The 20,228-nt window shown below is 37.8% G+C and carries 21 protein-coding genes and 10 tRNA genes; 8 read left to right on the plus strand and 23 right to left on the minus strand.

The window, feature by feature from the left end:
- Positions 1 to 8: 8 nt before the first annotated feature.
- Both J7K05_01635 and J7K05_01640 read right to left on the minus strand, forming a co-directional pair.
- The gene (locus J7K05_01635; GenBank protein ID MCD6194887.1) at positions 9 to 812 is read right to left on the minus strand and encodes an MBL fold metallo-hydrolase; all 804 of its coding nucleotides are present in this window, start codon (positions 810 to 812) and stop codon (positions 9 to 11) included.
- Positions 793 to 2,211 (minus strand): ComEC/Rec2 family competence protein, encoded by a 1,419-nt coding sequence (locus J7K05_01640; protein ID MCD6194888.1) that lies wholly within the window; start codon positions 2,209 to 2,211, stop codon positions 793 to 795. Before J7K05_01640 ends, J7K05_01635 begins: the two co-directional genes overlap by 20 nt.
- Positions 2,212 to 2,235: 24 nt before the next feature.
- Here J7K05_01640 and J7K05_01645 point away from each other — a divergent pair, with 24 nt between their 5' ends.
- The 7 genes from J7K05_01645 to J7K05_01675 all read left to right on the plus strand — a co-directional run bounded on the left by J7K05_01645 (position 2,236) and on the right by J7K05_01675 (position 5,083).
- A complete protein-coding gene (locus J7K05_01645) occupies positions 2,236 to 2,928 on the plus strand; it encodes a hypothetical protein (protein ID MCD6194889.1) in 693 nt (230 codons plus the stop codon).
- A 28-nt stretch (positions 2,929 to 2,956) separates the two neighbouring features.
- Entirely contained in the window at positions 2,957 to 3,493 is a 537-nt protein-coding gene (locus J7K05_01650; protein ID MCD6194890.1) for a hypothetical protein, read from the plus strand.
- Positions 3,494 to 3,572: 79 nt separating this feature from the next.
- Positions 3,573 to 3,644, plus strand: a tRNA-Gly gene (locus J7K05_01655).
- A 160-nt stretch (positions 3,645 to 3,804) separates the two neighbouring features.
- Positions 3,805 to 3,881: transfer RNA gene (locus J7K05_01660), tRNA-Asp, on the plus strand.
- A 38-nt stretch (positions 3,882 to 3,919) separates the two neighbouring features.
- Positions 3,920 to 4,159 (plus strand): GIY-YIG nuclease family protein, encoded by a 240-nt coding sequence (locus J7K05_01665; GenBank protein MCD6194891.1) that lies wholly within the window; start codon positions 3,920 to 3,922, stop codon positions 4,157 to 4,159.
- Between the two features lie 136 nt (positions 4,160 to 4,295).
- A tRNA-Lys gene (locus J7K05_01670) sits at positions 4,296 to 4,368 on the plus strand.
- A 31-nt stretch (positions 4,369 to 4,399) separates the two neighbouring features.
- Complete coding sequence (locus J7K05_01675) at positions 4,400 to 5,083, plus strand: phosphoribosylglycinamide formyltransferase (GenBank protein ID MCD6194892.1); 684 nt, start codon at positions 4,400 to 4,402, stop codon at positions 5,081 to 5,083.
- An 8-nt stretch (positions 5,084 to 5,091) separates the two neighbouring features.
- On the opposite strand, the gene lepA is transcribed toward J7K05_01675, so the two are convergent.
- From lepA to J7K05_01705, 6 genes are all read right to left on the minus strand, one after another.
- Positions 5,092 to 6,873, minus strand: a complete 1,782-nt coding sequence (gene lepA, locus J7K05_01680; GenBank protein ID MCD6194893.1) for a translation elongation factor 4 — start codon at positions 6,871 to 6,873, stop codon at positions 5,092 to 5,094.
- A 46-nt stretch (positions 6,874 to 6,919) separates the two neighbouring features.
- Positions 6,920 to 7,771: a deoxyribonuclease IV gene (locus J7K05_01685; protein MCD6194894.1), complete on the minus strand. Its 852-nt coding sequence runs from the start codon at positions 7,769 to 7,771 to the stop codon at positions 6,920 to 6,922.
- A gap of 14 nt (positions 7,772 to 7,785) precedes the next feature.
- The gene (locus tag J7K05_01690; protein ID MCD6194895.1) at positions 7,786 to 8,379 is read right to left on the minus strand and encodes a hypothetical protein; all 594 of its coding nucleotides are present in this window, start codon (positions 8,377 to 8,379) and stop codon (positions 7,786 to 7,788) included.
- A 3-nt stretch (positions 8,380 to 8,382) separates the two neighbouring features.
- Entirely contained in the window at positions 8,383 to 9,969 is a 1,587-nt protein-coding gene (gene murJ / locus J7K05_01695) for a murein biosynthesis integral membrane protein MurJ (protein MCD6194896.1), read from the minus strand.
- Positions 9,970 to 9,972: 3 nt separating this feature from the next.
- Positions 9,973 to 11,790 carry an ATP-dependent zinc metalloprotease FtsH gene (gene ftsH / locus J7K05_01700; GenBank protein ID MCD6194897.1) on the minus strand — a complete coding sequence of 606 codons (1,818 nt, stop codon included), beginning with the start codon at positions 11,788 to 11,790 and terminating at the stop codon, positions 9,973 to 9,975.
- A gap of 106 nt (positions 11,791 to 11,896) precedes the next feature.
- Positions 11,897 to 11,969, minus strand: a tRNA-Met gene (locus J7K05_01705).
- Between the two features lie 125 nt (positions 11,970 to 12,094).
- Here J7K05_01705 and J7K05_01710 point away from each other — a divergent pair.
- Positions 12,095 to 12,541 (plus strand): hypothetical protein, encoded by a 447-nt coding sequence (locus tag J7K05_01710; protein ID MCD6194898.1) that lies wholly within the window; start codon positions 12,095 to 12,097, stop codon positions 12,539 to 12,541.
- 145 nt (positions 12,542 to 12,686) lie between these two features.
- Here J7K05_01710 and J7K05_01715 read toward each other — a convergent pair.
- From J7K05_01715 to J7K05_01785, 15 genes are all read right to left on the minus strand, one after another.
- A tRNA-Met gene (locus tag J7K05_01715) sits at positions 12,687 to 12,758 on the minus strand.
- Entirely contained in the window at positions 12,722 to 13,009 is a 288-nt protein-coding gene (locus J7K05_01720) for a GIY-YIG nuclease family protein (protein MCD6194899.1), read from the minus strand. Before J7K05_01720 ends, J7K05_01715 begins: the two co-directional genes overlap by 37 nt.
- 128 nt (positions 13,010 to 13,137) lie before the next feature.
- Complete coding sequence (locus J7K05_01725; GenBank protein MCD6194900.1) at positions 13,138 to 13,524, minus strand: septum formation initiator family protein; 387 nt, start codon at positions 13,522 to 13,524, stop codon at positions 13,138 to 13,140.
- Between the two features lie 20 nt (positions 13,525 to 13,544).
- Positions 13,545 to 14,252 carry a hypothetical protein gene (locus tag J7K05_01730; GenBank protein ID MCD6194901.1) on the minus strand — a complete coding sequence of 236 codons (708 nt, stop codon included), beginning with the start codon at positions 14,250 to 14,252 and terminating at the stop codon, positions 13,545 to 13,547.
- Positions 14,252 to 14,872 carry a lamin tail domain-containing protein gene (locus J7K05_01735; protein ID MCD6194902.1) on the minus strand — a complete coding sequence of 207 codons (621 nt, stop codon included), beginning with the start codon at positions 14,870 to 14,872 and terminating at the stop codon, positions 14,252 to 14,254. Before J7K05_01735 ends, J7K05_01730 begins: the two co-directional genes overlap by 1 nt.
- A complete protein-coding gene (locus tag J7K05_01740) occupies positions 14,802 to 15,371 on the minus strand; it encodes a signal peptidase I (protein ID MCD6194903.1) in 570 nt (189 codons plus the stop codon). The genes J7K05_01735 and J7K05_01740 overlap by 71 nt, the downstream gene beginning before the upstream one ends.
- Positions 15,372 to 15,422: 51 nt before the next feature.
- Positions 15,423 to 16,040, minus strand: coding sequence for a hypothetical protein (locus J7K05_01745; protein ID MCD6194904.1), 618 nt, complete (start codon positions 16,038 to 16,040; stop codon positions 15,423 to 15,425).
- 89 nt (positions 16,041 to 16,129) lie between these two features.
- Positions 16,130 to 18,040 (minus strand): fibronectin type III domain-containing protein, encoded by a 1,911-nt coding sequence (locus J7K05_01750; GenBank protein ID MCD6194905.1) that lies wholly within the window; start codon positions 18,038 to 18,040, stop codon positions 16,130 to 16,132.
- A gap of 284 nt (positions 18,041 to 18,324) precedes the next feature.
- Positions 18,325 to 19,020, minus strand: a complete 696-nt coding sequence (locus J7K05_01755) for a hypothetical protein (GenBank protein MCD6194906.1) — start codon at positions 19,018 to 19,020, stop codon at positions 18,325 to 18,327.
- Positions 19,021 to 19,127: 107 nt separating this feature from the next.
- The gene (locus J7K05_01760) at positions 19,128 to 19,562 is read right to left on the minus strand and encodes a DNA-binding protein (GenBank protein ID MCD6194907.1); all 435 of its coding nucleotides are present in this window, start codon (positions 19,560 to 19,562) and stop codon (positions 19,128 to 19,130) included.
- A 22-nt stretch (positions 19,563 to 19,584) separates the two neighbouring features.
- Positions 19,585 to 19,658, minus strand: a tRNA-Arg gene (locus J7K05_01765).
- Positions 19,659 to 19,674: 16 nt separating this feature from the next.
- Positions 19,675 to 19,747: transfer RNA gene (locus J7K05_01770), tRNA-Ile, on the minus strand.
- 13 nt (positions 19,748 to 19,760) lie between these two features.
- Positions 19,761 to 19,844, minus strand: a tRNA-Leu gene (locus tag J7K05_01775).
- Positions 19,845 to 20,018: 174 nt separating this feature from the next.
- Positions 20,019 to 20,106, minus strand: a tRNA-Ser gene (locus tag J7K05_01780).
- A 21-nt stretch (positions 20,107 to 20,127) separates the two neighbouring features.
- Positions 20,128 to 20,213, minus strand: a tRNA-Ser gene (locus J7K05_01785).
- Positions 20,214 to 20,228 lie beyond the last annotated feature (15 nt).

A 20,228-nucleotide genomic window follows, 5' to 3' on the forward strand; every position in this document is an offset into this window, starting at 1 on the left:
CCACTTAATTAATAATAAACAATATCCTGTTCTTTGTCTGTCCGCCTCACCCTGATGTTATTTTTCTCTAAAAGAGCTAAAACCTCTTTGTGAGGATGACCATAAGTATTTTTACCTACAGAAATTACTGCTTCTTGAGGCTTGATTTTTTCTAAAAGCAAAGGGCTTAAGCCATTGCGACTGCCATGGTGAGACACTTTAAATATATCAGCTCCTAAATAGACATTATGCTTGAAAAGATCGTTCCAGTGGGAATTTTCCAAATCTCCAGCTAAAACAAAACTCTTATCTAAAAAATGAAGCTTCATTGCTAAAGAAAGATTACGGCTTGAATAGTCTGTGTCATAAAAAGGATAAAGAACCTCTATATAGCCAGAGTTTAGGTGAATAACGCGGCCATATATTAAACGCTCTTCTTTTAAGCCTAAATTTCTCAATTCTCTCTGCCAGCGCTCATAGGTTTTTGTCTTTTTTTGAACCTCAACCAATCCGTATACTCTACCCACTTCAAAAGCAGAAAAAATATCAGAAAAACCGCCAATATGATCAGCATCATAGTGAGAAGCAAATACAAACTCAATTTTTCGGTCAAAAAAAGGCAGAAAACGATTTAAACAATTTTTCATCTTTTCATTATCCGGACCAGCATCAACCACTGCTTCAATCAAACCATCTTTAATCAAAATACCGTCTCCCTGCCCCACATCACAAAAAACTACTAAACGGCTATTAGCCTGAAACCAAAGATAAACAAAAACCCCTAAAAACACCAAAACAATAAAAAGAAAATAGCTACGGCTGGAGTTCTTCATTTTGCCACCTTGTTTGCCAAAGATAAAAAACTAAAAAACCCAAAAATAAATAATAGAGAAAAAGCCAACCAAAATGGGATATTTCTAAATTCAAAACTGTCCAAGAAAAACGGCCAAAAAACTCTATGATTTTTAAGATATAAAACAAAAACACTTCAGCTAAATAAGAAAAAACACGACTAAGAAACAGGGAAAAATAACCAAAAACCGCTGTTGCTAAAATAAGATAAGTAGCCAAAGGAACCACTGCTACCACCAAAACATTGACTAAAAATGCAATCCAACTAATAGAACCAAAGTAGTAAGCCACAAGGGGCAAAGTGAACAAAATAGCACCAATAGTCTCTGCTAAAATCCCTCCTAAAAAACCAAACTTCTGCAAAGGGGGACTTAACAAAGGACTTAAAGCCAATAAACCCACAAAGGCAAAAAAGGAAAGCTGAAGTGATATATCCCAAACTAAACTAAAAGGATTCAATAAAGCCATTATAAATAAAGAAAAAGATAGAATTAAAACACTATCCCTCTGCCGCCCCAATATTTGCGCACTTAGTAAAAAAACACCCATAATGCCAGCTCTCACAATTGAAGCAGAAGCTCCGGTCATTAACACAAAGGCCAAAATAGCCAAACAAGTGGTGCCAAAAGCAAATAACGGCGAAAGAAATTTTAAAGTCCCAAAAAGAGAAAAGATCAAAATTGAGATATTAAAACCAGACAAAGCTACTAAATGAGAAGTACCTGTTCTTTTTAGAGCCTCCTTAAAATTACTATCAAAATTCTGTTTTTCTCCCAAAACCAAACCTTGAGCAAAAGATCTATTGCCTTCAGACATCACTTTTTTAAGTTGTTTTTTAAAACTCTCTTTGATTAAATAAAGCTTCCGCTTTACTGCTAAAAACAAAGGTGGATTTTCAGCTATTAGTTTCAGTTCAGAAACCTTTATAGCCCCGCTAATTCTTTTAGCAAATCTTTCTGAAGAATAAACAGAAATAGACTTGCCCTTGGCCTCAACCAGATTACCCGGCAAACAAAAAGAGGGATCAAATCTTTCAGGACTAAACACTAACTTTATCCTCAAACCTCCGCTTTTGACTACACAAGTACATCTTTGCTTAAAACACATCACTTCATCTACCCTACCCACAATCTCCTCTCCCTGAAAAAATAAAGGCACGCCCCACAAAGAAAGGTATGCCCAGCCCAAAGTAAATCCTAAAACCAAACAAGAACAAAGACGCCACCATTTTTTAGCCAAAACTAAAGCAACTAAACTAAAAAACACAGGCAAAACAACCATTTTATCCACAAAAATCTGCCAATAGCTAAAAAGAGCCACTCCTATACAAAAACTTAAGAGAAAAACTATCAGATACAAAGAACGCTCTCGCTTCAGCACTTTTTTTATAATATACTAAAAAAGATGCGATCAAGCTCATCTTTTTTAAAGTTGGCCGGTATTGGGATTTTGGTTTTGATTTTAGCTGTAGTTGGAGTTTTGCTTTTGCTCAGAAACAGAAACTCCTCAACCACTTCCACACCTGAGGCAACAGAAACAACTACTGAAAGCTCTTCAGAACAAAACAATCTTAATATTACCTCCTCCCCCACTATTTTAGATCAAGCTAATGCGGTCAGTAGCCAATTTCAGCAATTCGAACAACAGGCTTATGAATTTGCTTCCAAATGGAAAAAAAGCGCTTCGCTTTGCGCTACCTCTATTAAAATGACAGCTGACCTTAATCCCAACAATCTTACTTATTCTTATATATACTGTACGCCGGAAGATAAAAGCTATTATTTTAATATCAACTTCAATACTCAAGGCCAATTCCTAAGAGCTTTAGTTTGGCAAACAGATTACTTAAAACCCAATCTATTAAAAATCAACCGTCAATATCTTAAACTTAATCTAACTGAAGCCTTGAGTTTGGCTGAGCAAAATGGAGGCTCAGCTTTCCGTTCTTCCCATCCAGAAGGCATTATTACTCTAAATCTTTATCGGGCTGATCCAAAAAACTATCTTTACTGGTTTGTCCAATATGAAGACACCACCAGCCCTGATCAGTTAATTAAAAAAATTGACGCCTTCTCAGGCAAATTAGTTAGTGAATAAAGAGTTTTTATGGTAAAATAAGAAAGATATGCCAACAGATGGAGTATTAATAGTGCCGAAGTGGGATTTAATTATTGTAGGGATTCTTGTCTTTTTTGCTGTTTATAGTCTGATTTTACAAAAAGAAAAAATTTTGGCCAGTATTGTTGCTCTTTATGTAGCTATTGTTGTTACTGAAGTTTGGGGAGATAAAGTAGCTGCTTTTTTTATGGGACAAAACTTTATTGGCAGTTTTTGGGTTAAAGCTAATCTTGATCCTTTTTGGGTTAAGCTCACTATATTTCTAGGTATTATTGTCTTTTTTGCTGTTAGAAGTGATTTGGTAAGCAGCATGGCTAAAGATACCCCCTCTTCTTTTCTTATGATCCTCCTTTACAGCGCCTCATATACTGCTCTTTTAGCTACTTCAATTTTAAAACTTTTGCCTCAACCAACACTTAATCTCTTTATCCTTCAGTCTAAATTAGCCTCCTTTCTCTATACTCATCTATCGTGGTGGGTGATTTTGCCAGTGGCTCTGATTATTATTGGCGGCTATTCAAACAAACCAAACCACAGAGATTAAGCTAGCTCTTGAAATAAAACAATCTTTTATCTAAAATTAAACAGCTAAACAGATTCTTTTTGGTTTAAACTGCTTTTAAGCGGGTGTAGTTCAATGGTAGAACGCCTCCTTGCCAAGGAGGAGGTTGCCGGTTCAAATCCGGTCACCCGCTAAGAAATAGGACCCAACTTTAAATCTTTGAGAATAAACAGATCCCTCTGATAAATAACTCTGGAGCGGTAGTTCAGTTGGATAGAACGTCCCGACCTATGCGTCGGGAAGGTCGCGAGCCTACTTCTGTTTAACAACCTATAATAACTTAAAAAGTAAATGGGGCGGTAGTTCAGTTGGATAGAACGCCGGCCTGTCACGCCGGAGGTCGCGGGTTCAAATCCCGTCCGCCCCGCCATTTTCTACCATTCCATCATGTAGGGTGGCTGGCTTTACATTCTTTACAGTCAATCGCGCAATCAGTACTACATTGGAAGCACTACTGATTTGAAACGCCGCCTAAAAGAACACAAGAAGGGGAAACACCGCTTTTCTAAAACTCTGGGGAAATTTAATCTAGTCTTTGTTCAGCACTTTAAAAACATTAGAATCGCGCGCCGAAAAGAGAAACAGCTAAAAAAATGGAAACGCCGAGATTATATTGAGAAAATCATCAGGAAAGGAAAAATCCACTGAAAAGCTTTTCAGTTAGATAGAACGTCCCGACCTATGCGTCGGGAAGGTCGCGGGTTCAAATCCCGTCCGCCCCGAAGTAAAGGATTGAAAATTTAGTGAACGCGTAATAAACTGAAAATAGAAAATAAGCCCATAAGGGCCCGTAGCTCAGTTGGTAGAGCGCCAGCCTTTTAAGCTGGGCGTCGCGGGTTCGAGTCCCGCCGGGCCCTTTTTAAAAACCAAGACAAAACTAAACAAACAATGGGAAGCAAAATAGCCCGTATTGCTGTCGGCGCAGACGGCAGAGGATCAACTTTTAAACAAATAGTTTTAGCCTGCAAAAAAAAGAAAATACCAGCCAATGTGGTTTTGCTTTTCTCCTCTAATCCTCAAGCAAGAGCTATCCAATTAGCCAAAAAATTTAATATCCCTGCCAAAATAATCAAACACCCTTCTGAATTAGATAAAATTCTAGATCCTAACAAAATAGACCTTATTTGCTTAGCTGGTTTTCTTAAGTTAGTACCTGCAACTGTTTGTAAAAAATTTAAAAATCGTATCCTTAATTCCCACCCCGGACCTATACCTGAATTTGGTGGTAAAGGGATGTACGGAGAAAGAGTCCATCAAGTAAGGTTGGAGTTTGTAAAAAGAACAAATAGGAATTTTAAAACTGCAGCCACTATCCATTTTGTTGACGAAATCTATGATCACGGGAAACGCGTCAAAGAAAAATGGATTAAAATTAAAGCAAACGATACCCCAGAGAGCTTAAGTCAACGTCTTTTACCGTTTGAGCACAAAATATACCTTGAAGCTATAAAAAACTTCTGCCAAGGAAATCTTAAACCTTTGCCACCACGGAAAAAATCTCTGGTTAAAAATAAAGAGAGAAAAATCTTGCAAACTATAAAGAAAGAGATCTTGCAAAAAAAGCCCAAATAGCTGCCTTTTTATTTGGAAAGCTTCTGAAAAAACTCAGGAGGTAAATGTAAATTACCAATCTGTTTGAGTTTTTTCTTGCCTTCTTTTTGTTTTTTTAGCAGTTTATCTTTACGTGTTCTATCACCACCATAAAGCTTTGCTAAGACATCTTTGCGTAAAGGAGAAAGTTTGGCTTTGGCAATTACCCGACTGCCCACTTGCGCCCTAATGTGCACCTCAAATAACTGCCTAGGTAGCACCTCTTTAATTTTATCCACCTTCTCTCTTGCCTCCTTATAAGCCTCATTTTTGTGAGCCAAAAAACTTAAAGCAGGAAAAATCTTATCAGCAATAGAGATATCCACTTTGACTAATTCTTCTTTTTTATAGCCAGAAAAACTATAGTCTAAAGAGGCAAAACCAGAACTCAAAGAGAGAATTTTAGAAAAAAGACCTCTAACCACCAAAACCAAAGGCACCTCATACTCCAAAAACAACCTTTGCGAATTGCCTAAATATTGGGTATTAATCATTGTGCCTCTTTGCTGATGTAGATACTCCATAATCTTCCCTTGAAATTCTGCCGGAACAATTACCTTAATTTTTGCTTTAGGTTCAAATACCTCACTAACCAAAGAAAAATCTATTTTTTCTATTTGATCTGTTGTTTGCCAAGAACCATCTCTGAACTTGAATTTGTATTTCACTCTTGGAGCAGTCAATAATGTCTCTAGAGAAAACTCTTTCTCTAATCTCTCCCTGATAATCTGTAGATGTAAACTGCCTAAAGCGCCCAAGCGAAACCCTCTGCCCAGTAGCCCCGAAAGTTCAGGACGGAACTCAAAAGAGGAATCAGAAAGAGAAAGAAGCTCTAAAGACTCGCGAAGACGCACATAATCATTCTCATCAACTGGATAAAGAGAAGCAAAAACCTTGGGCTTTGGTTTCTTAAACCCAGATAAAACCGAAAAATTAGGTTTTAGGGTAGGGGAATGGGTGAGTGTGTCGCCAACTAAAACCTTGTGTATATCTTTGAGATTAGTCAAAACAAAACCAATTTCTCCTGCCTTAAGAACTCTTTCAGATGTTAAATGAGGCTTAAAAATACCTACTTTTTCAGCTTTAGCCTCTGTTTTTGTGCCAACTAAATATATCTTTTCTCCTTGAGATATTTGGCCAGAAAAAATACGCACATGAGCTACTACACCAGAGTGGGTATCATAATGAGCATCAAAAACTAAAGATTTTAATTCTTTTTGCGGCAAAGACTGAGGCGAGGGTGTCTCTTTGATAACCCTTTCTAAAAGACTACTTACCCCCTCCCCTGTCTTGGCAGAAACAAAACTAATCTCTGTTTGAGGAGACAAAACTTCCTTAATCTCTTCAGCTGTTTTCTTTGGATCAGCCTGAGAAAGGTCAATCTTATTTACCGCTGGTATAATCCTTAACCCCTCTTTTTTAGCCATCTCCAACACACTCAATGTCTGAGCCTGTACCCCTGAAACAGCATCAACCAATAAAATAGCTCCCTCTACTGCCTTTAAAGCCCGCGAAACCTCATAAGCAAAATCAATATGGCCCGGGGTATCAATCAAATTTAAAACAACCCCCTTAAACTTCATTTGCACCGGCTGCATCTTTATAGTAATACCATGCTCTCTTTCTGCCTCCAGTCTATCTAAAAATTGGGGCTTGAACTTTTTTTCAGGAACTGTTTTTGTTATCTGTAAAAACCTATCAGCCAAGGTAGATTTGCCGTGATCAATATGGGCAATAATACAAAAATTACGGATTTTAGAAGAATTTGTCATAAGTTATACAATTAGCCTCAACTCTTATATTATACCATAAAATTCCTTATTTTTCCAGCTTGAGAGAGCGTAAAATATTTAAATTTTCGCGATCGCTCAAAAGCCTATCTTCACCCTTTGGGGTTTCTATTACTCCCGGAGTTTCTCTAAATAAAGAGTGGTTCACAAGCATTCTAAAAATCTCCAAGCCTAAAAATCCCTTACCAATCCCTGCATGTCTGTCCCTGTTAGAACCTAAAGGGCTGGCTGAATCATTAAGATGCCAAAGAACAACTTTATTTAAACCAAGTAATTTATCTGCTAAAAAAATAAACTTGTCCAATCCTTTTTTAGTACGCAAATCATAACCAGCAGCAAAAGCATGAGCTGTATCTAAACAGAAACAAATCTTTGTTTGTGCTGTCTTAGAAAGAGATCTATACACAAATACTAATTCCTCAATTTTATCTCCTATTAAATTTCCAGCACCAGCTGAATTTTCAAAAATTAAAAAAGATTCTGCTTTTTCTGCTATTTCCTCTATAACTAAACAGCTTTGCTTTATCTGTTTTTCAGCAGAACCACCGGTTAAAGACCCTAAATGGAAAACCACTCCTTTAGCTTTAATCTGTTTGGCTTTAAAAAGATAACTCTCAAGCATTTGTTTTGAATTATGAAGAATCAAGGGATTGGAAGAAAAAAAGTTCAAAAGATAAGAAGCGTGAATAAAGTAATCTTTAATACCCAGTTTTTTCACGCCTGATAAAAACAAATTTATCTCTTTTTTGGACCATTTTTTGATTTGCCGTGATCTCGGACTGTCAGAAAAAAACTGAAAACTCTCGCACTCTAAAAACTCTGCTTCCTGAATTAAATTCTTGAGTGATCCTTTTTTGGAAAGATGAGCACCGAGTTTCATTATATCTGTCCTCTTTATTCAAAGGAAAAATCTTGAAGCATCTTATCCCAATCCAAATCTAAAACCAACTCCCTGTCTTTAAGTTCTAAACTACGCAACTGCAAACCTTGTTCAGCAAAAACCTCTTTAAAAGAAATAACCCCTTTACCGGGCAAAAAACTTTTGACTAATAAAAGAGGCAGAGGCAAATATCCTACTTTCACCTTTTCAATCTCTAAATTGCTGCTCTCATCATCTTGAGGCTTGAGAGAAAAAGTAAAATAAACAGGTGGTTTTGCCTCTAAAACTGCCAACACAAGAACCTTATCAGTAAAAATGTTAACTTTTATATCTTGAAGATGATCTTTGGTAGCATCTTTTAAAAAAACAGATACTTCTCCCTCTGTGAGTTTAAGCTTTTGTTTGTTGCTTAAAGCATCAGCCAGTTTTGCCTCTAAATCTAAAGAGGCAGTTGTTGAGCGAGGCAAAGCTGGCGGCTTTTTATAAAGCAATGGGGAAAGAAAAGGGATCTCTTTAACTCCGCTCAAAGAAACAGCTATAAGCCCAACTAAAACCAAAAAACAAAAGCCAAGCAACAAAAATCCCAAACAACTTAAAAATTTCTTCATCAGCTATATTATTTTAGCACTAATTCCCTTAAATTCCTTTAGTTCAGATAGATCAAAAAGTTTAGCCAAAAGCAAAAATACTATTGCGCCAACAACAAAAGCTGCTCCTCCTTGAATTAACACATTTAATCCATATTGAAGATCTAAAACCTCACCCAAAAAAGTCTTTATCACTTGGACAAAAACAGCAGCTAATAAAGAAAGAACCAAAACTTTAAAACCAAAACTCCAAAGTTCAGAAACAAAATCCCCAATCTTGCCTTTAAGTTTCAAAATCAATAAACAAGCCTGGAAAAAAGCAGCTAAAGAAAAAGCTAAAGCTACACCCTCAGGACCAAGCCGAGGCAAAAACTCAAGGCGGGCAGTGAATAAAAAAATTAAAACAGAATTAACAATAAAAGAGAGAAAAGAAATTTTAAATGGGGTCCAAGTATCTTTTAGAGCAAAAAAGACTTGGTTAAGCAATAAAATAAAACACTGGGCAAAAAGAGAAACAGCAAAATAACCAACCACTTTAGCAGTAAGATAGGTATCTAACCAGTCAAAATGACCTGCTCCCAATATCACCCTTACTGCTTGCGCCCTAAGAACAATTAAAAATAAAGTGAGAGGCAAAATTATAAATAAGATCATCCGTAAAGCTTTAATGATTTTTAGACGCATCTTTTCCCTTTGGCCATAAAAAGCAATCTCGGTCAAAGTAGGAAAAATAGCAGACGAGAGAGCAACACCCACTAAACCGACTGGTAAACTTTGTATGTTTTGGCCAAAATTAAGAACTGAAATCGCACCTCCTGCCATATAAGAAGCAGCAAAAGTCTGAATCCAAAGATTAAGTTGATAAACTGAAGTAGCCAACATTCTGGGAATTGCCAAAAAAATTACCTCTTTAGCCTTAGGATGCCAGAAATTAAAATCAAAAAAATAACGAAACCTAAGCTGAAACAAACCAATCCACTGAACAAGAAAGTGCAGCACAGCTCCTAAAATAACACCCCAAGCCAAACCAATCACACCCTTAGAAGGAGCAAAAACTAAAGCTCCAATAATAATTCCTAAATTATAAAGAGAAGGTGCCAAAGCAGTAAGAAAAAAGCGTTTATATGCATTCAGAGTAGAACCAGCAACATTAGAAAGACCCAAGAACAAAGGTGAAAGTAAAAGAATTCTGGTAAGATGTGCTGTCAAACTCAATTGTTCGCCAGAAAAACCGGGAACAATTAATTTAACAAAATAAGGAGCAAAAATAAAAACCACTAAAGCACAAGCAATCCACAAAAAAATAAGCAGATTCAAAAGGATACTCACCAAACGCCACCCTTCTTTCTCATCTTTTTTCAGCTTTACCTCCATAAAAACAGGAATAAAAGCAGCTGAAAACGAACCTATAATAACTAAATTAAAAATTAAGTCAGGTAAGCGAAAAGCAGCAAAAAAAGTATCAAGTTCTGATCCAGCCCCAAACTGAGCTGCAAAAAGACGGTCCCTGATTAATCCCAAAATACGAGCCACAAGAATAAAGAAAGAAAGAATTAACGAGGCTTGAAAAACAGTATTCTCTCCAAAGAGGCGTTTAATTCTTCCCCGCATAGATTATTTTTTAGGACTTTTTACCCCAAATTTGTTTAGTAAAGCCAAGAAGTCTTTCCGATCCAACTCCTCTTTCTTTAGCAATTCCTGTGATATTGCTGCCAATAAAGAACGGTGTTTTTCTAAAATCTTTTTTGCTTCTGAAAAAGCCTCTTCAATAATTCTCTTTATCTCTCTATCAATCAAAGACGCTGTTCTCTCAGAAGCAACCTTATGTTCAGCCAACTCTCGCCCTAAAAACACCAGTTCTTCCCTTTCCCCATAAACTACAGGACCTAACTTTTCACTCATCCCATAGTTAACTACCATTTCCCGAGCAATCTTAGTAGCTTGACGTAAATCATTTTCAGCACCAGTAGTTGATTCTTTGAAAACAACCTCCTCAGCTGCTCTGCCACCAAGAAGAGAAACAAGTTGAGCCTTAAAACGGCTTTTAGTAGTTAACAATTTGTCCTCTTCGGGAAGATTCCAAGTATATCCTAAAGCTTCTCCCCGGGAAATAAGAGAAATTTTATGCACTGGATCAGCTTCTTTTAAAAGCTCGGTCACTAAAGCATGACCTGCCTCGTGGTAAGCAGAGATCTCTTTTTCTTTGCCTTTTAAAATCTTACTTTTGCGCGCTGGCCCAAGCATTACTTTTTCCAAAGCCTCCTCCAACTCCTTTTGTCTAATTGTTTTTTGGTTGTGGCGAGCAGCTAAAATTGCTGCCTCATTAAGCAGATTCTTTAGATCTGCTCCAGAAAAACCAGCTGTTGTAGCAGCAATTTTATCCAGCTTTACATCTTGAGCTAAATACTTATTGCGGGAATGAATCTTGAGAATAGCCAATCGCTCCTCACGGGTAGGCAAATTCAGCACTATACGGCGATCAAATCTGCCGGGACGCAAAAGTGCTGGGTCCAAAACATCAGGCCTATTAGTTGCTGCCATAACAATAACGCTAGTATCAGTATCAAAACCATCCATCTCCACTAAAATTTGGTTTAAGGTCTGCTCTCTTTCGTCATGAGTGCCCCCCAAACCTGTTCCCCTTTGGCGGCCAACTGCATCTAACTCATCAATAAAAACAATTGCCGGAGCATTGCGTTTGGCTTTATTAAAAAGATCTCTTACTCTTGCTGCTCCCACACCAACAAAAAGTTCCACAAACTCTGAACCAGAAATAGAAAAAAAGGAAACATTGGCTTCGCCGGCTACTGCTTTAGCTAAAAGAGTTTTCCCGCACCCCGGAGGTCCCACCAAAAGCACTCCTTTAGGAACCTCTGCCCCTAAACGACGGAATTTTTCCGGATACTTAAGAAACTCTACCACTTCTTGAAGCTCTTCTTTTACCTCCTCTAAACCAGCCACATCTTTAAAAGTAATTTTTTTCTTACCGCCCAAGAATACTCTTGCTTGGGACTGGGTAAAGGTAAAAGCTTTAGTAGCTCCTCCCTGAGCAGAACGCATCATAAAATAAAGGAAAAAAGCAAAAACTATAATCGGACCTAAAGAAAACAATATATTAAACCACAAATTAGCACTACTTGTATCTTCCACCTCAACCTTAACTTTGGTCAAATCTATACCATAATCAGCTAAAGAGGTGTCAGCTTCTTTGATAGTCCTTTGCTCAACTCCATTTTTAAGCTTAACTTCTAAAACATTACCCTTAATATGTACTTGCTCTACCTGTTCGTTTTTTATCTCTTCAATCACTTGGCTTAAAGGAACGCTTTTGACTTGAGAATACTGGCTGTTAAAAAGAACAAAAAGAAGAACAAAAAAAAGAGCAATAAATATTAAGTAAGCTATTTGGCGAGTGCGTTTAAAATCAAACATAAAGATAGAATAGCATAAGTCTTAATAAAAATAAAGGGGCAAATCGGCCTGAAAACCAAAAAATATTTCAGTGGGATAAGTTTTTGCGGCAAAATTTTAATAAAAATGCCAGTGGGAGGATTTGAACCTCCGACCTCCGCCTTATGAAGGCGTCGCTCTAACCGCTGAGCTACACTGGCTGAACCCTACTTTTGAAGCCTAATTATTATAAAAAGATATTTAGCTAAAGGCAAGATTGACCTAAAAAAAGTTTAGGTTATAAAATGAGATAGAAGCAACATACCTTGAAAAGGAGGTAAAGGTTATGGAAAAGAGAGAGATTCTGCAAGAGCAAAAAGCTCTACAGCTACTTTCCCTGTTGCAAACAGAGGGACCGTTGTCAGAGGAAGGACTCAGAAGGATATTGGCCAGCGAAAATATCTGTCCCCTGGGAGAAAAAGGAAATAATATCTTTACTGAGCTTGTTAATACTCTTCGGGGAAATGATCTGATCTCTATCTCGACGGAGGGCATCTTCAGCATCAGCAGAAATGGCCGCATTTTTCTAGAAGAAAACGATTTCATCCTAGCTCGAGTTATCTCTCCTTTTAAAGAACAAATTGAAGAACAGATTCAAAGAATCCAAGCCATAATTGAACTTCTTTCAGAACAAATAGAAATAGCTCAAGAAATAGCTGAAAAATTAGGTAAAGACCGCGAGAGACTTGAGGAGACCCTCTCTACTCTTGAAGAAGTGCAAAGCCGGCTCTAAGAACTCCCTATCCCCTGCCCTATCGGCAGGGGATTTTAATAAGAACCATTCTTTTTTCCCTCTTATTCAGAAGTATTATACAGCTAGTAGTAATAATCCCCACTAGCCAATAAGGCTAAACTCTGCAGAAAATTATTTTAAAAAATTGCGGGGGAAGGATTTGAACCTCCGACCTCCGGGTTATGAGCCCGGCGAGCTACCACTGCTCCACCCCGCATTAATCTTTGGCCTCTTGCCCCTGTAAATCTGCTCTCTATAATAACCCGACTTTAACTTTTTTTCCAGTTTTCTTGCCTCTCGCCGCGAGCAACAACTCCAGTAAGCTATTAGTTTGTAAGGAGCAAAAGCCTTGGTAGATTTATTCTGCTCAGAATTATGCTCTTTTATTCTTCTTGCAAGATTGTTGGTCAAACCAATATAAAAATATTTCTTCTTTATGCTTTTTAAAATATACACAAAATAACGCATAATTATGAGCCCGGCGAGCCCTGCCTGCCGGCAGGCAGGTACCACTCTGCTCCACCCCGCATTAATCTTTGATATAACACAGCAAGTGTAAGTTAAAAACTTTCCTTTTTCAAGGGAATTACTTCATCTTAACTAGATCCAGATAAAAAATCCCACCATTTTTTATAGTTTGGCCGCGTATCTACTTTTTTGTCCTGAAATTTAAATTCTTCTTTCTGGGGGGGTTGATAAGGAAAAGCAATAACTTTTTCCTCAGGTTTTTTATAATTAAGCAAAGCCCGAGCCATCCTCTCTTTATAAGAATCAGAGCGGTAGTAAGCTACTAAATTCTTAAGTCTTAAATTTTCCTCCTGAGCAAGCTCTACCTCTTTTTGTAGACGATATATTTTCCTATTAATAACAAAATTGCGGTAAGAGGTTCTAGCAAAAATAAAAATTATATAGCCAATAGCCGCTAATGCAAATAACCACCCCCAAAATTTTTTAATCCAACCGTAACGTCCAAAATTAACCATCATTATAATTATAGCACTATCTACTCTTTCCTGGTCCTCTTATAAACTAACCAGCTCAATAAGGTAATAATCATTAAAAGCAAAAGCCAACAGTACCAATATCTCACAAAAACACTCCCTTCTTTACACTGACTTTTACTTTCACCTTTTACTTCTTCTTTTTGGTTATCACTTGGTTTTGTTTGGGTAGCTACTCCTTCTGCTCTACCTGAACTGGAGCCTAATGTCTCAGTACTGGCTAAAGAAACCGGAGGAGCAAAACTTTCTCCAATAAAACCAAAACGAAAGTTTACGGGTTGACTAACCTGCCCCTGTAGTTCATTGGGCAAATCCTTATTTATCTGGAGACAGATTTTAAAATCCTCTTTAGTCTGCGGTGCAACTGCAAAAAGAAATTCAGCTTCATCAGTGCTGGGACTAATCAATTGAGTCAGTTTTTTAAAAATCTCTTCATCTTTTTTAATTACACTCAAATCAACATAACGAAAGAAATTATCATCTTTAAAACCTTCTGTTGCCAAACCTAATTTTTGATTTTTGTTGGAAAAATTTTCTACTACTAAAGACGCGCAACTTTTTTCGTGAGGATTAAGTACGGTTTTGGTAAAAAGGCGCTCACCCTCAAAATAAATACCTAAACTTTTTCCCTTGTAAACAAAAGCTTCAGTCTTTTGAGGTGCCAACAAAACCACTAAAAAACAGGCAAGTAAAAAAATAATTTTTTTCATTATAAATGATTACTTGTACCCAAACTAGGAGTCATTTTGACAAAATCGTTGCTGTCCACACCAGTGTCTTTGCCATTCGGATAGCGACCAATAGTCTCTCCTTGATCAGGATTAGGAGCATTATCACTTAAATTGCCATCATCCCAATCACCCCAAGCAACCTTATCTTTTACCTGATTATCACAGATAAAGCGCAGTTCATCACCGGAGTTATTCAAAATAGATATAGGCAAAGATAAAACCAGATAACCATTTACCGGAATTGTAAAAGAGGAGATTTGGATAAGATGATTAGCTCCATCAAGCAAAGAACAGTTGCTCAAGGAAACAGAAACAGTAGTAGGATTAAAAAGCTCTATCTGTTCTTTACTGTCAGCAAAAGCATAAGGATAAACTTCATTGATCTTCACAAAATCCTCTGGATGAACAAAGTAATCGCTAGCAGCAGAAAAACGATTGCTGGAAACAATCGAATCATTAAAAAAAGCAAAAACAACAGCAGAATTTAAACCAATTAATCCCAATAAAAATAATAAACGAGCAAAGTGCTTAAGCATTTTTCTTTTTATTTTTTCTTTTTTGCCAACGGCGCCACTCTTCTTTAAGCTTAAAGCCTTCATCAATAATAATAATTAAACTGGGAACAACTATCAAAAGCATAATACCAATAAAACTTTGCGCAAAAGCAATAATATAGCCAACACAGGGAACAGAACCAATAACTTTACCCACTATCTTATCAGCAGCAATCTTTAATGAGTCAGGGGCATTATTTGCATCTCCTTTAGTTTGGTAAAAAACCGTATCTCCCTCTTCTTGTATCTCTACCACTCTGTGAGTAATAGTGTTGTTTTTAAAACCAGTATAAAAAGTAATAATATCACCTTTTTGAATGGAAATATCTTCTTTAACCAATACCAAACTCCCTTTGGGTAAAGCAGGCTCCATAGAGCCGCTGCGCACGCTATAAAGCCTAAAACCTAATAAACCATATCTGGAACTCAAAACAACCAAAGCAAAAATAACGATAACAAGATAAAGAAGCAACCACCCCCACTTTTTGCTAAAGTAAGCTTTTGCTTTGTTTTTAATTTTTGGCCATCTTTTTTTACTAGACATAAAAGGGCTTACCAGGGCCGCCAAATAAATTGGCAGCCCCCAAAACCCTTTTTACTGATTAGCGGTTTGAGCCAGCTCAAAGGTAAGGTCCAATGTGAAAGAGTCTCCTTGAGCTAAATTATCACTGCCTGTAGTCCACCAATCAAAAATAGCAGTAATAGTAGTGCTGGAACCAGCAGCAATAGGTTCATTTAAATCGCTAAAGCTTGAAGGCAGATCCTTGACTTTACCATTGTAAAACTTAGTATCGCCAGCACCAAACCAACCATCACCATCACGATCAATAAAGAGCGTGATATTCAAAACATCCTGAAGTTCACCCTCACCTACACCGGGATTACCGCAAGTAGTATCACCAGCTAAAGTCTCTGCAGCATTACAAGCATTTTCTTGGCTGGTAACTGAAATGTTCTCAATGTCTAAATAACCATTAATAGTACCAACATTAGAAACTGTGTAACTGCCTTTAGGCTGTGAACCCGGACGCAGATTGGCAACATTGAACTTTGCTACATTTGAGTGTTGGCCATCAACATTTAAAACCAAAGTTCCAGCAGCAAATGTATTGCCCTCGCTGGTGACTTGATCTGAAAAGTAGGCACTAGTGGCCCCTACTGCCAAAACGCTGACAGCAGTGATAACAATTAAGCTTTTAATAATTCTTAACATCTTTCCTCCTCAATCTAATAAATTTATTAGTTTTTTTCACTCCCCTTAATCGCGTCGGCCCCAAAAGGGGGAATCATTATTTTTTTAACTTAAATTTCATCCTCTTCACGGGTATACCACCAGTACATTCCTCCACCCACAACTAAAACTATGCCTAATATTATGGCTACTAATAACGCCCAGTTAAAACCTTTTGCCTCTTCTTCTCCTCGCACTTGACCCTCTGGCTCTATAGATTGATCCTCTTCAGTTTTAGGCGGAACTTGAGTTTTAGCTTGGACTTCAGGGACAAGAACAGAGGGTGTATAACTTACTGCCGGCTGCTGATAACTAGTGCTGGAAACTCTTGGCTCAGGAATATAAATATCTACGCTATTGCTTGGCCGACTGCGATTACCTGCTTGATCAACAGCTACAACCCAATAGGTGTACTTAGTGCCTTGTGGCAGATTTTCTTCCACAAACATCAAAGAATTGGTATAGGCAACTAATTTGTTGTCTCGATAAACTTCATAATAAATACCATCTTCAACTGCCTGCCAAGAAACAACAATCTTTCCTTCTCGCAGCTCAAGGGAGACCAAAGGCGCTGAAGGCGCTTTGGTGTCCAAACGGTAAAGCTCGTCAAACACAATCCAATCCTTTAGCTCACTGCTATTAGCCACACCATCTAAAGCAAAAGCCACCACTTTATAAATACCATCTTTAAGATACTTTGCTTCTTGCCAGTTATCTTCCTTTGCCTGCTGAAGTGAGACTTGAGATAAACTGGTAGCAGTTAAACCTTTGCCGTAAAAAAGCAAGGTATTAGGATCAAGGGAATCAAAACCATCATTTTTGCGGGGGATAAAATAGAAATAGCCCTCGTCTAAACCTGTATTTAAAAAGCTGACAACTGCCACCACTGAATCACTATCTTTTGCCTCAAATTTACCCCAAATATGAGGTTTGTTTATATTATTAAACTTCTTTGAAGGAGAAGGATCTATTCTTACCTCAGAGAGAGCTGGCGGAGAAGTAATATCAATTGAAAACTCATAACTATCGCTCCACTGATAATTTAGGCCACCATCATCTGAAACTCCTACACGCCAACAGTACAAACCTTCAGCCAAATCACTTTGGGGTTGATACTCAGTTTCCACAATCAGCTCTTTGTCTAAAAGAGGAGTAGAAAAGTCGCAAACAAAATCTTTTTTCTCTACTAATTGCCAACGGGAAACAAGCTGGTCTCCGTCAGGATCACTCACCTGCCACTTAAAAACAGGGCGAGAAGCCGGATAACCCTCCTCTTCTTCGGTATAAACGCCAAAACCTGTCTTATCTTCTGGCTGAATTAGCTCAATTGAAGGAAGGCGGTTGTAAGAAACAGAAAGAGTTAAAAGATCGTGGGTAGTTTTGGCTACCTCCTCTTCTAGGGTTTCTTCACTTTGGACTTGGAATTTTACTGCCAGTGGCTGTAAATCAATTAAAGAAGTGATCACTGAGGTTAAATCAATTTTTTGGACGATCTCTTCCCCTGTAGGAGAAGCACTAATATCAACTGGTGCTGGCATCTGCCAATCAGTATGCCAAGTGTCATTATAAGCCTTATCTAAAGAATAAGTGCTTTGGATTAAATTTTTAGTGTTGGCCGCATCTTTCCAAAAAATATGAGTCAGCTTTACTTCTTGGATAGCTATATTTTTAGGCAAACTATTTAAAGAAAAAACCGCCAAAAGATAATCTTCTCCTTTTGAATCCCAACTTTCTTGGGTGGTATAGGTTTTTACTTCCCCAATTTCTTGTGAAGAACGATTATAAAGCGCCACAACCTCTTCATTATTTAGACTATAGCTTTTATTTCCGGTTAAATCTAAAACTGAGGTTGGACCAAAATCTTGAGACAAACTGCTTAATTTTATTCTCTCTTTAGCTTTAACAGTTTGAAAGGGGACTAAGAGAGAAAAAAGGAAAATACTGATAAAAATTTTTACTCCCAATCTAAAAGTTTTTCCCATAAACCACCATTTAGTTTCCGCAAAAAAATAACAAAAAGACCTTTGCTCAATGAGAGCGATATAAAGAGATAATAATCTCAAAATTTAGGAACCGCCTGACTAACCTGTTTTGCTAATTTGTTTATCTTCTGTCTCTCCCTAATCTCACAAAAGACTAAGAAGAGAAATAGTAAACACTAAAATTTTAGCTTGCCGTGAAAAAAGGTGTCAAGCATAACAATAATTTATCCGCGAACGCTAACATTTCAACCTGACCTTCTGAAAATCTAGTTAGAGAATAAAACTTAAGAGCTAAAAGGAGAAAAGGAAAACAAGCGAGATCGAAGCCAAAAAAGAAAATTCTTAATGCCTTCTGCTAAAGTAGACCAAAATCCTTTATTTTCAGCTTGTTTCTCCGCGGGAGAAGTAGAAGTAATAGATTCATTAGATTTTGTCTCCTGCTCATTAATACCAGCCACTTGAGATTCTACCTGAATTGCTTTTTTAGGAGCACCAAACATTTGTACGACAATAATGGTTTCATGGTTTTTGAAAAAACCTTTAGCTACACCAACACCAATTTCCTTAAAATTAGGATTTAAAATATTTTGACGATGAGTAGGAGAATCCATCCAAGCTTTTATCATTGGTTCAACTTCTAAAAAATCAATAGCCAAGTTCTCTCCTGCAGCTTTAAACTCATAACCAGCTTCATGCATCCAATCCCAAGGAGACTTTCCATTGTGATAGTGCTCCCAATAACCGTTAGCTATCATATCATTAGCCTTATTCTGGGCTGCTAAGTTGAGCTTATAATTGGACCAAAGTATAGGAAGGCCGGCTTTTACCCTTTCCTGATTAGTATATTCTACTATATTAGCTTTGGTTATAGGGGAAGCAAAAGCCACTCCTTGAGGTGCAAAAACTAAAGATAAAGTAAATACCCCTAGAAAAAGAAGTTTTACCCTTTTAAACATAACCCCTCCTTTTTGTTTTTTCATTGTACAAACACTATTATAACAAAAATAAAAAAAGCAGTCAATAGTTTTTAAGCGACCGCTTAAAATTCTAATTCAATTAAATAAGCAAAAACGCGAGCGCTAAAAAATTAACTATCAATCTCTAAACCTTCTAATTGGCTTTTGGGATTAAACTTTCGGTAAATTTTATTGTTTGAGTCTACTTTTAATAGAGCAAGCTCTAAAACATTGTGGACCTTGCCTGTTATTAGATGACCTCCAACTGTTTTCTTGTTCTTTTTGCCTAAAACTGTATGAATATGAGCTTTAAACTCTCCTTTATCATTAAAACAAAGATTGCCGGAAAAACTTACAATTTCAAAACAAGAACGGTATTTATTCTGTTTGTATTTTCCTTGACCAATAAAATAACCTAATTTTACTTTTCTCAACATCCCTACCCCTGAAAGAATAACAGCAAAATCCATTTTTTGACTGCGAAAGATCTTTTCTAAAGATTTAAAAAGATCTTCACCATCTTCTAACTTTGCTAGAATCAGTTTTCCATTTTTAAGTGTTTTCATAAAAACTATTATTTTTTAACTATACCCCCGGCAGGACTCGAACCTGCAACCTTCTCCTTAGAAGGGAGCTGCTCTAGCCAATTGAGCTACGGGGGCGAGCTATTAAAACTAATGGGCGCGGGAGGATTCGAACCTCCGACCTACGGCTTATAAGGCCGTCGCTCTAACCCCTGAGCTACGCGCCCGATTTCTATCTTCTGCCCGGGGAGGGAGTCGAACCCTCAAGGGTTTAGGCCCACTGGATCCTAAGTCCAGCGCGTCTACCAATTCCGCCACCCGGGCCAATTAATACTATTTATAAACTACTTTACTTGCCACAAGAAACAACCAAGACGCCAAGTGAAACTTGCGCGTCTACCCCTGCCTGCCCTGACTGCCGTCAGGCAGGCGGCAGGCAACCCCGCTGCAGGCGCGGGCGCCACCCGGGCTTTTAAAGCCCTCTTTTTATGCTTACTACGGAGGGGGTGGGAGTCGAACCCACGGTTCGCGGAAAGCGAACACCTGTTTTCAAGACAGGCCCGTTCAACCGCTCCGGCACCCCTCCCTAAAACCAATAATAACCATACGGAGGGGGCGGGACTCGAACCCACAAGCCCGCAAAGCGGGCTACGCCTTAGCAGGGCGTTGCCTTACCATTCGGCACACCCCTCCATTAAGCTGTTAATC

The sequence above is a fragment of the bacterium genome, assembly GCA_021157605.1.
Taxonomy (GTDB): Bacteria; Patescibacteriota; UBA1384; order JAGGWG01; family JAGGWG01; genus JAGGWG01.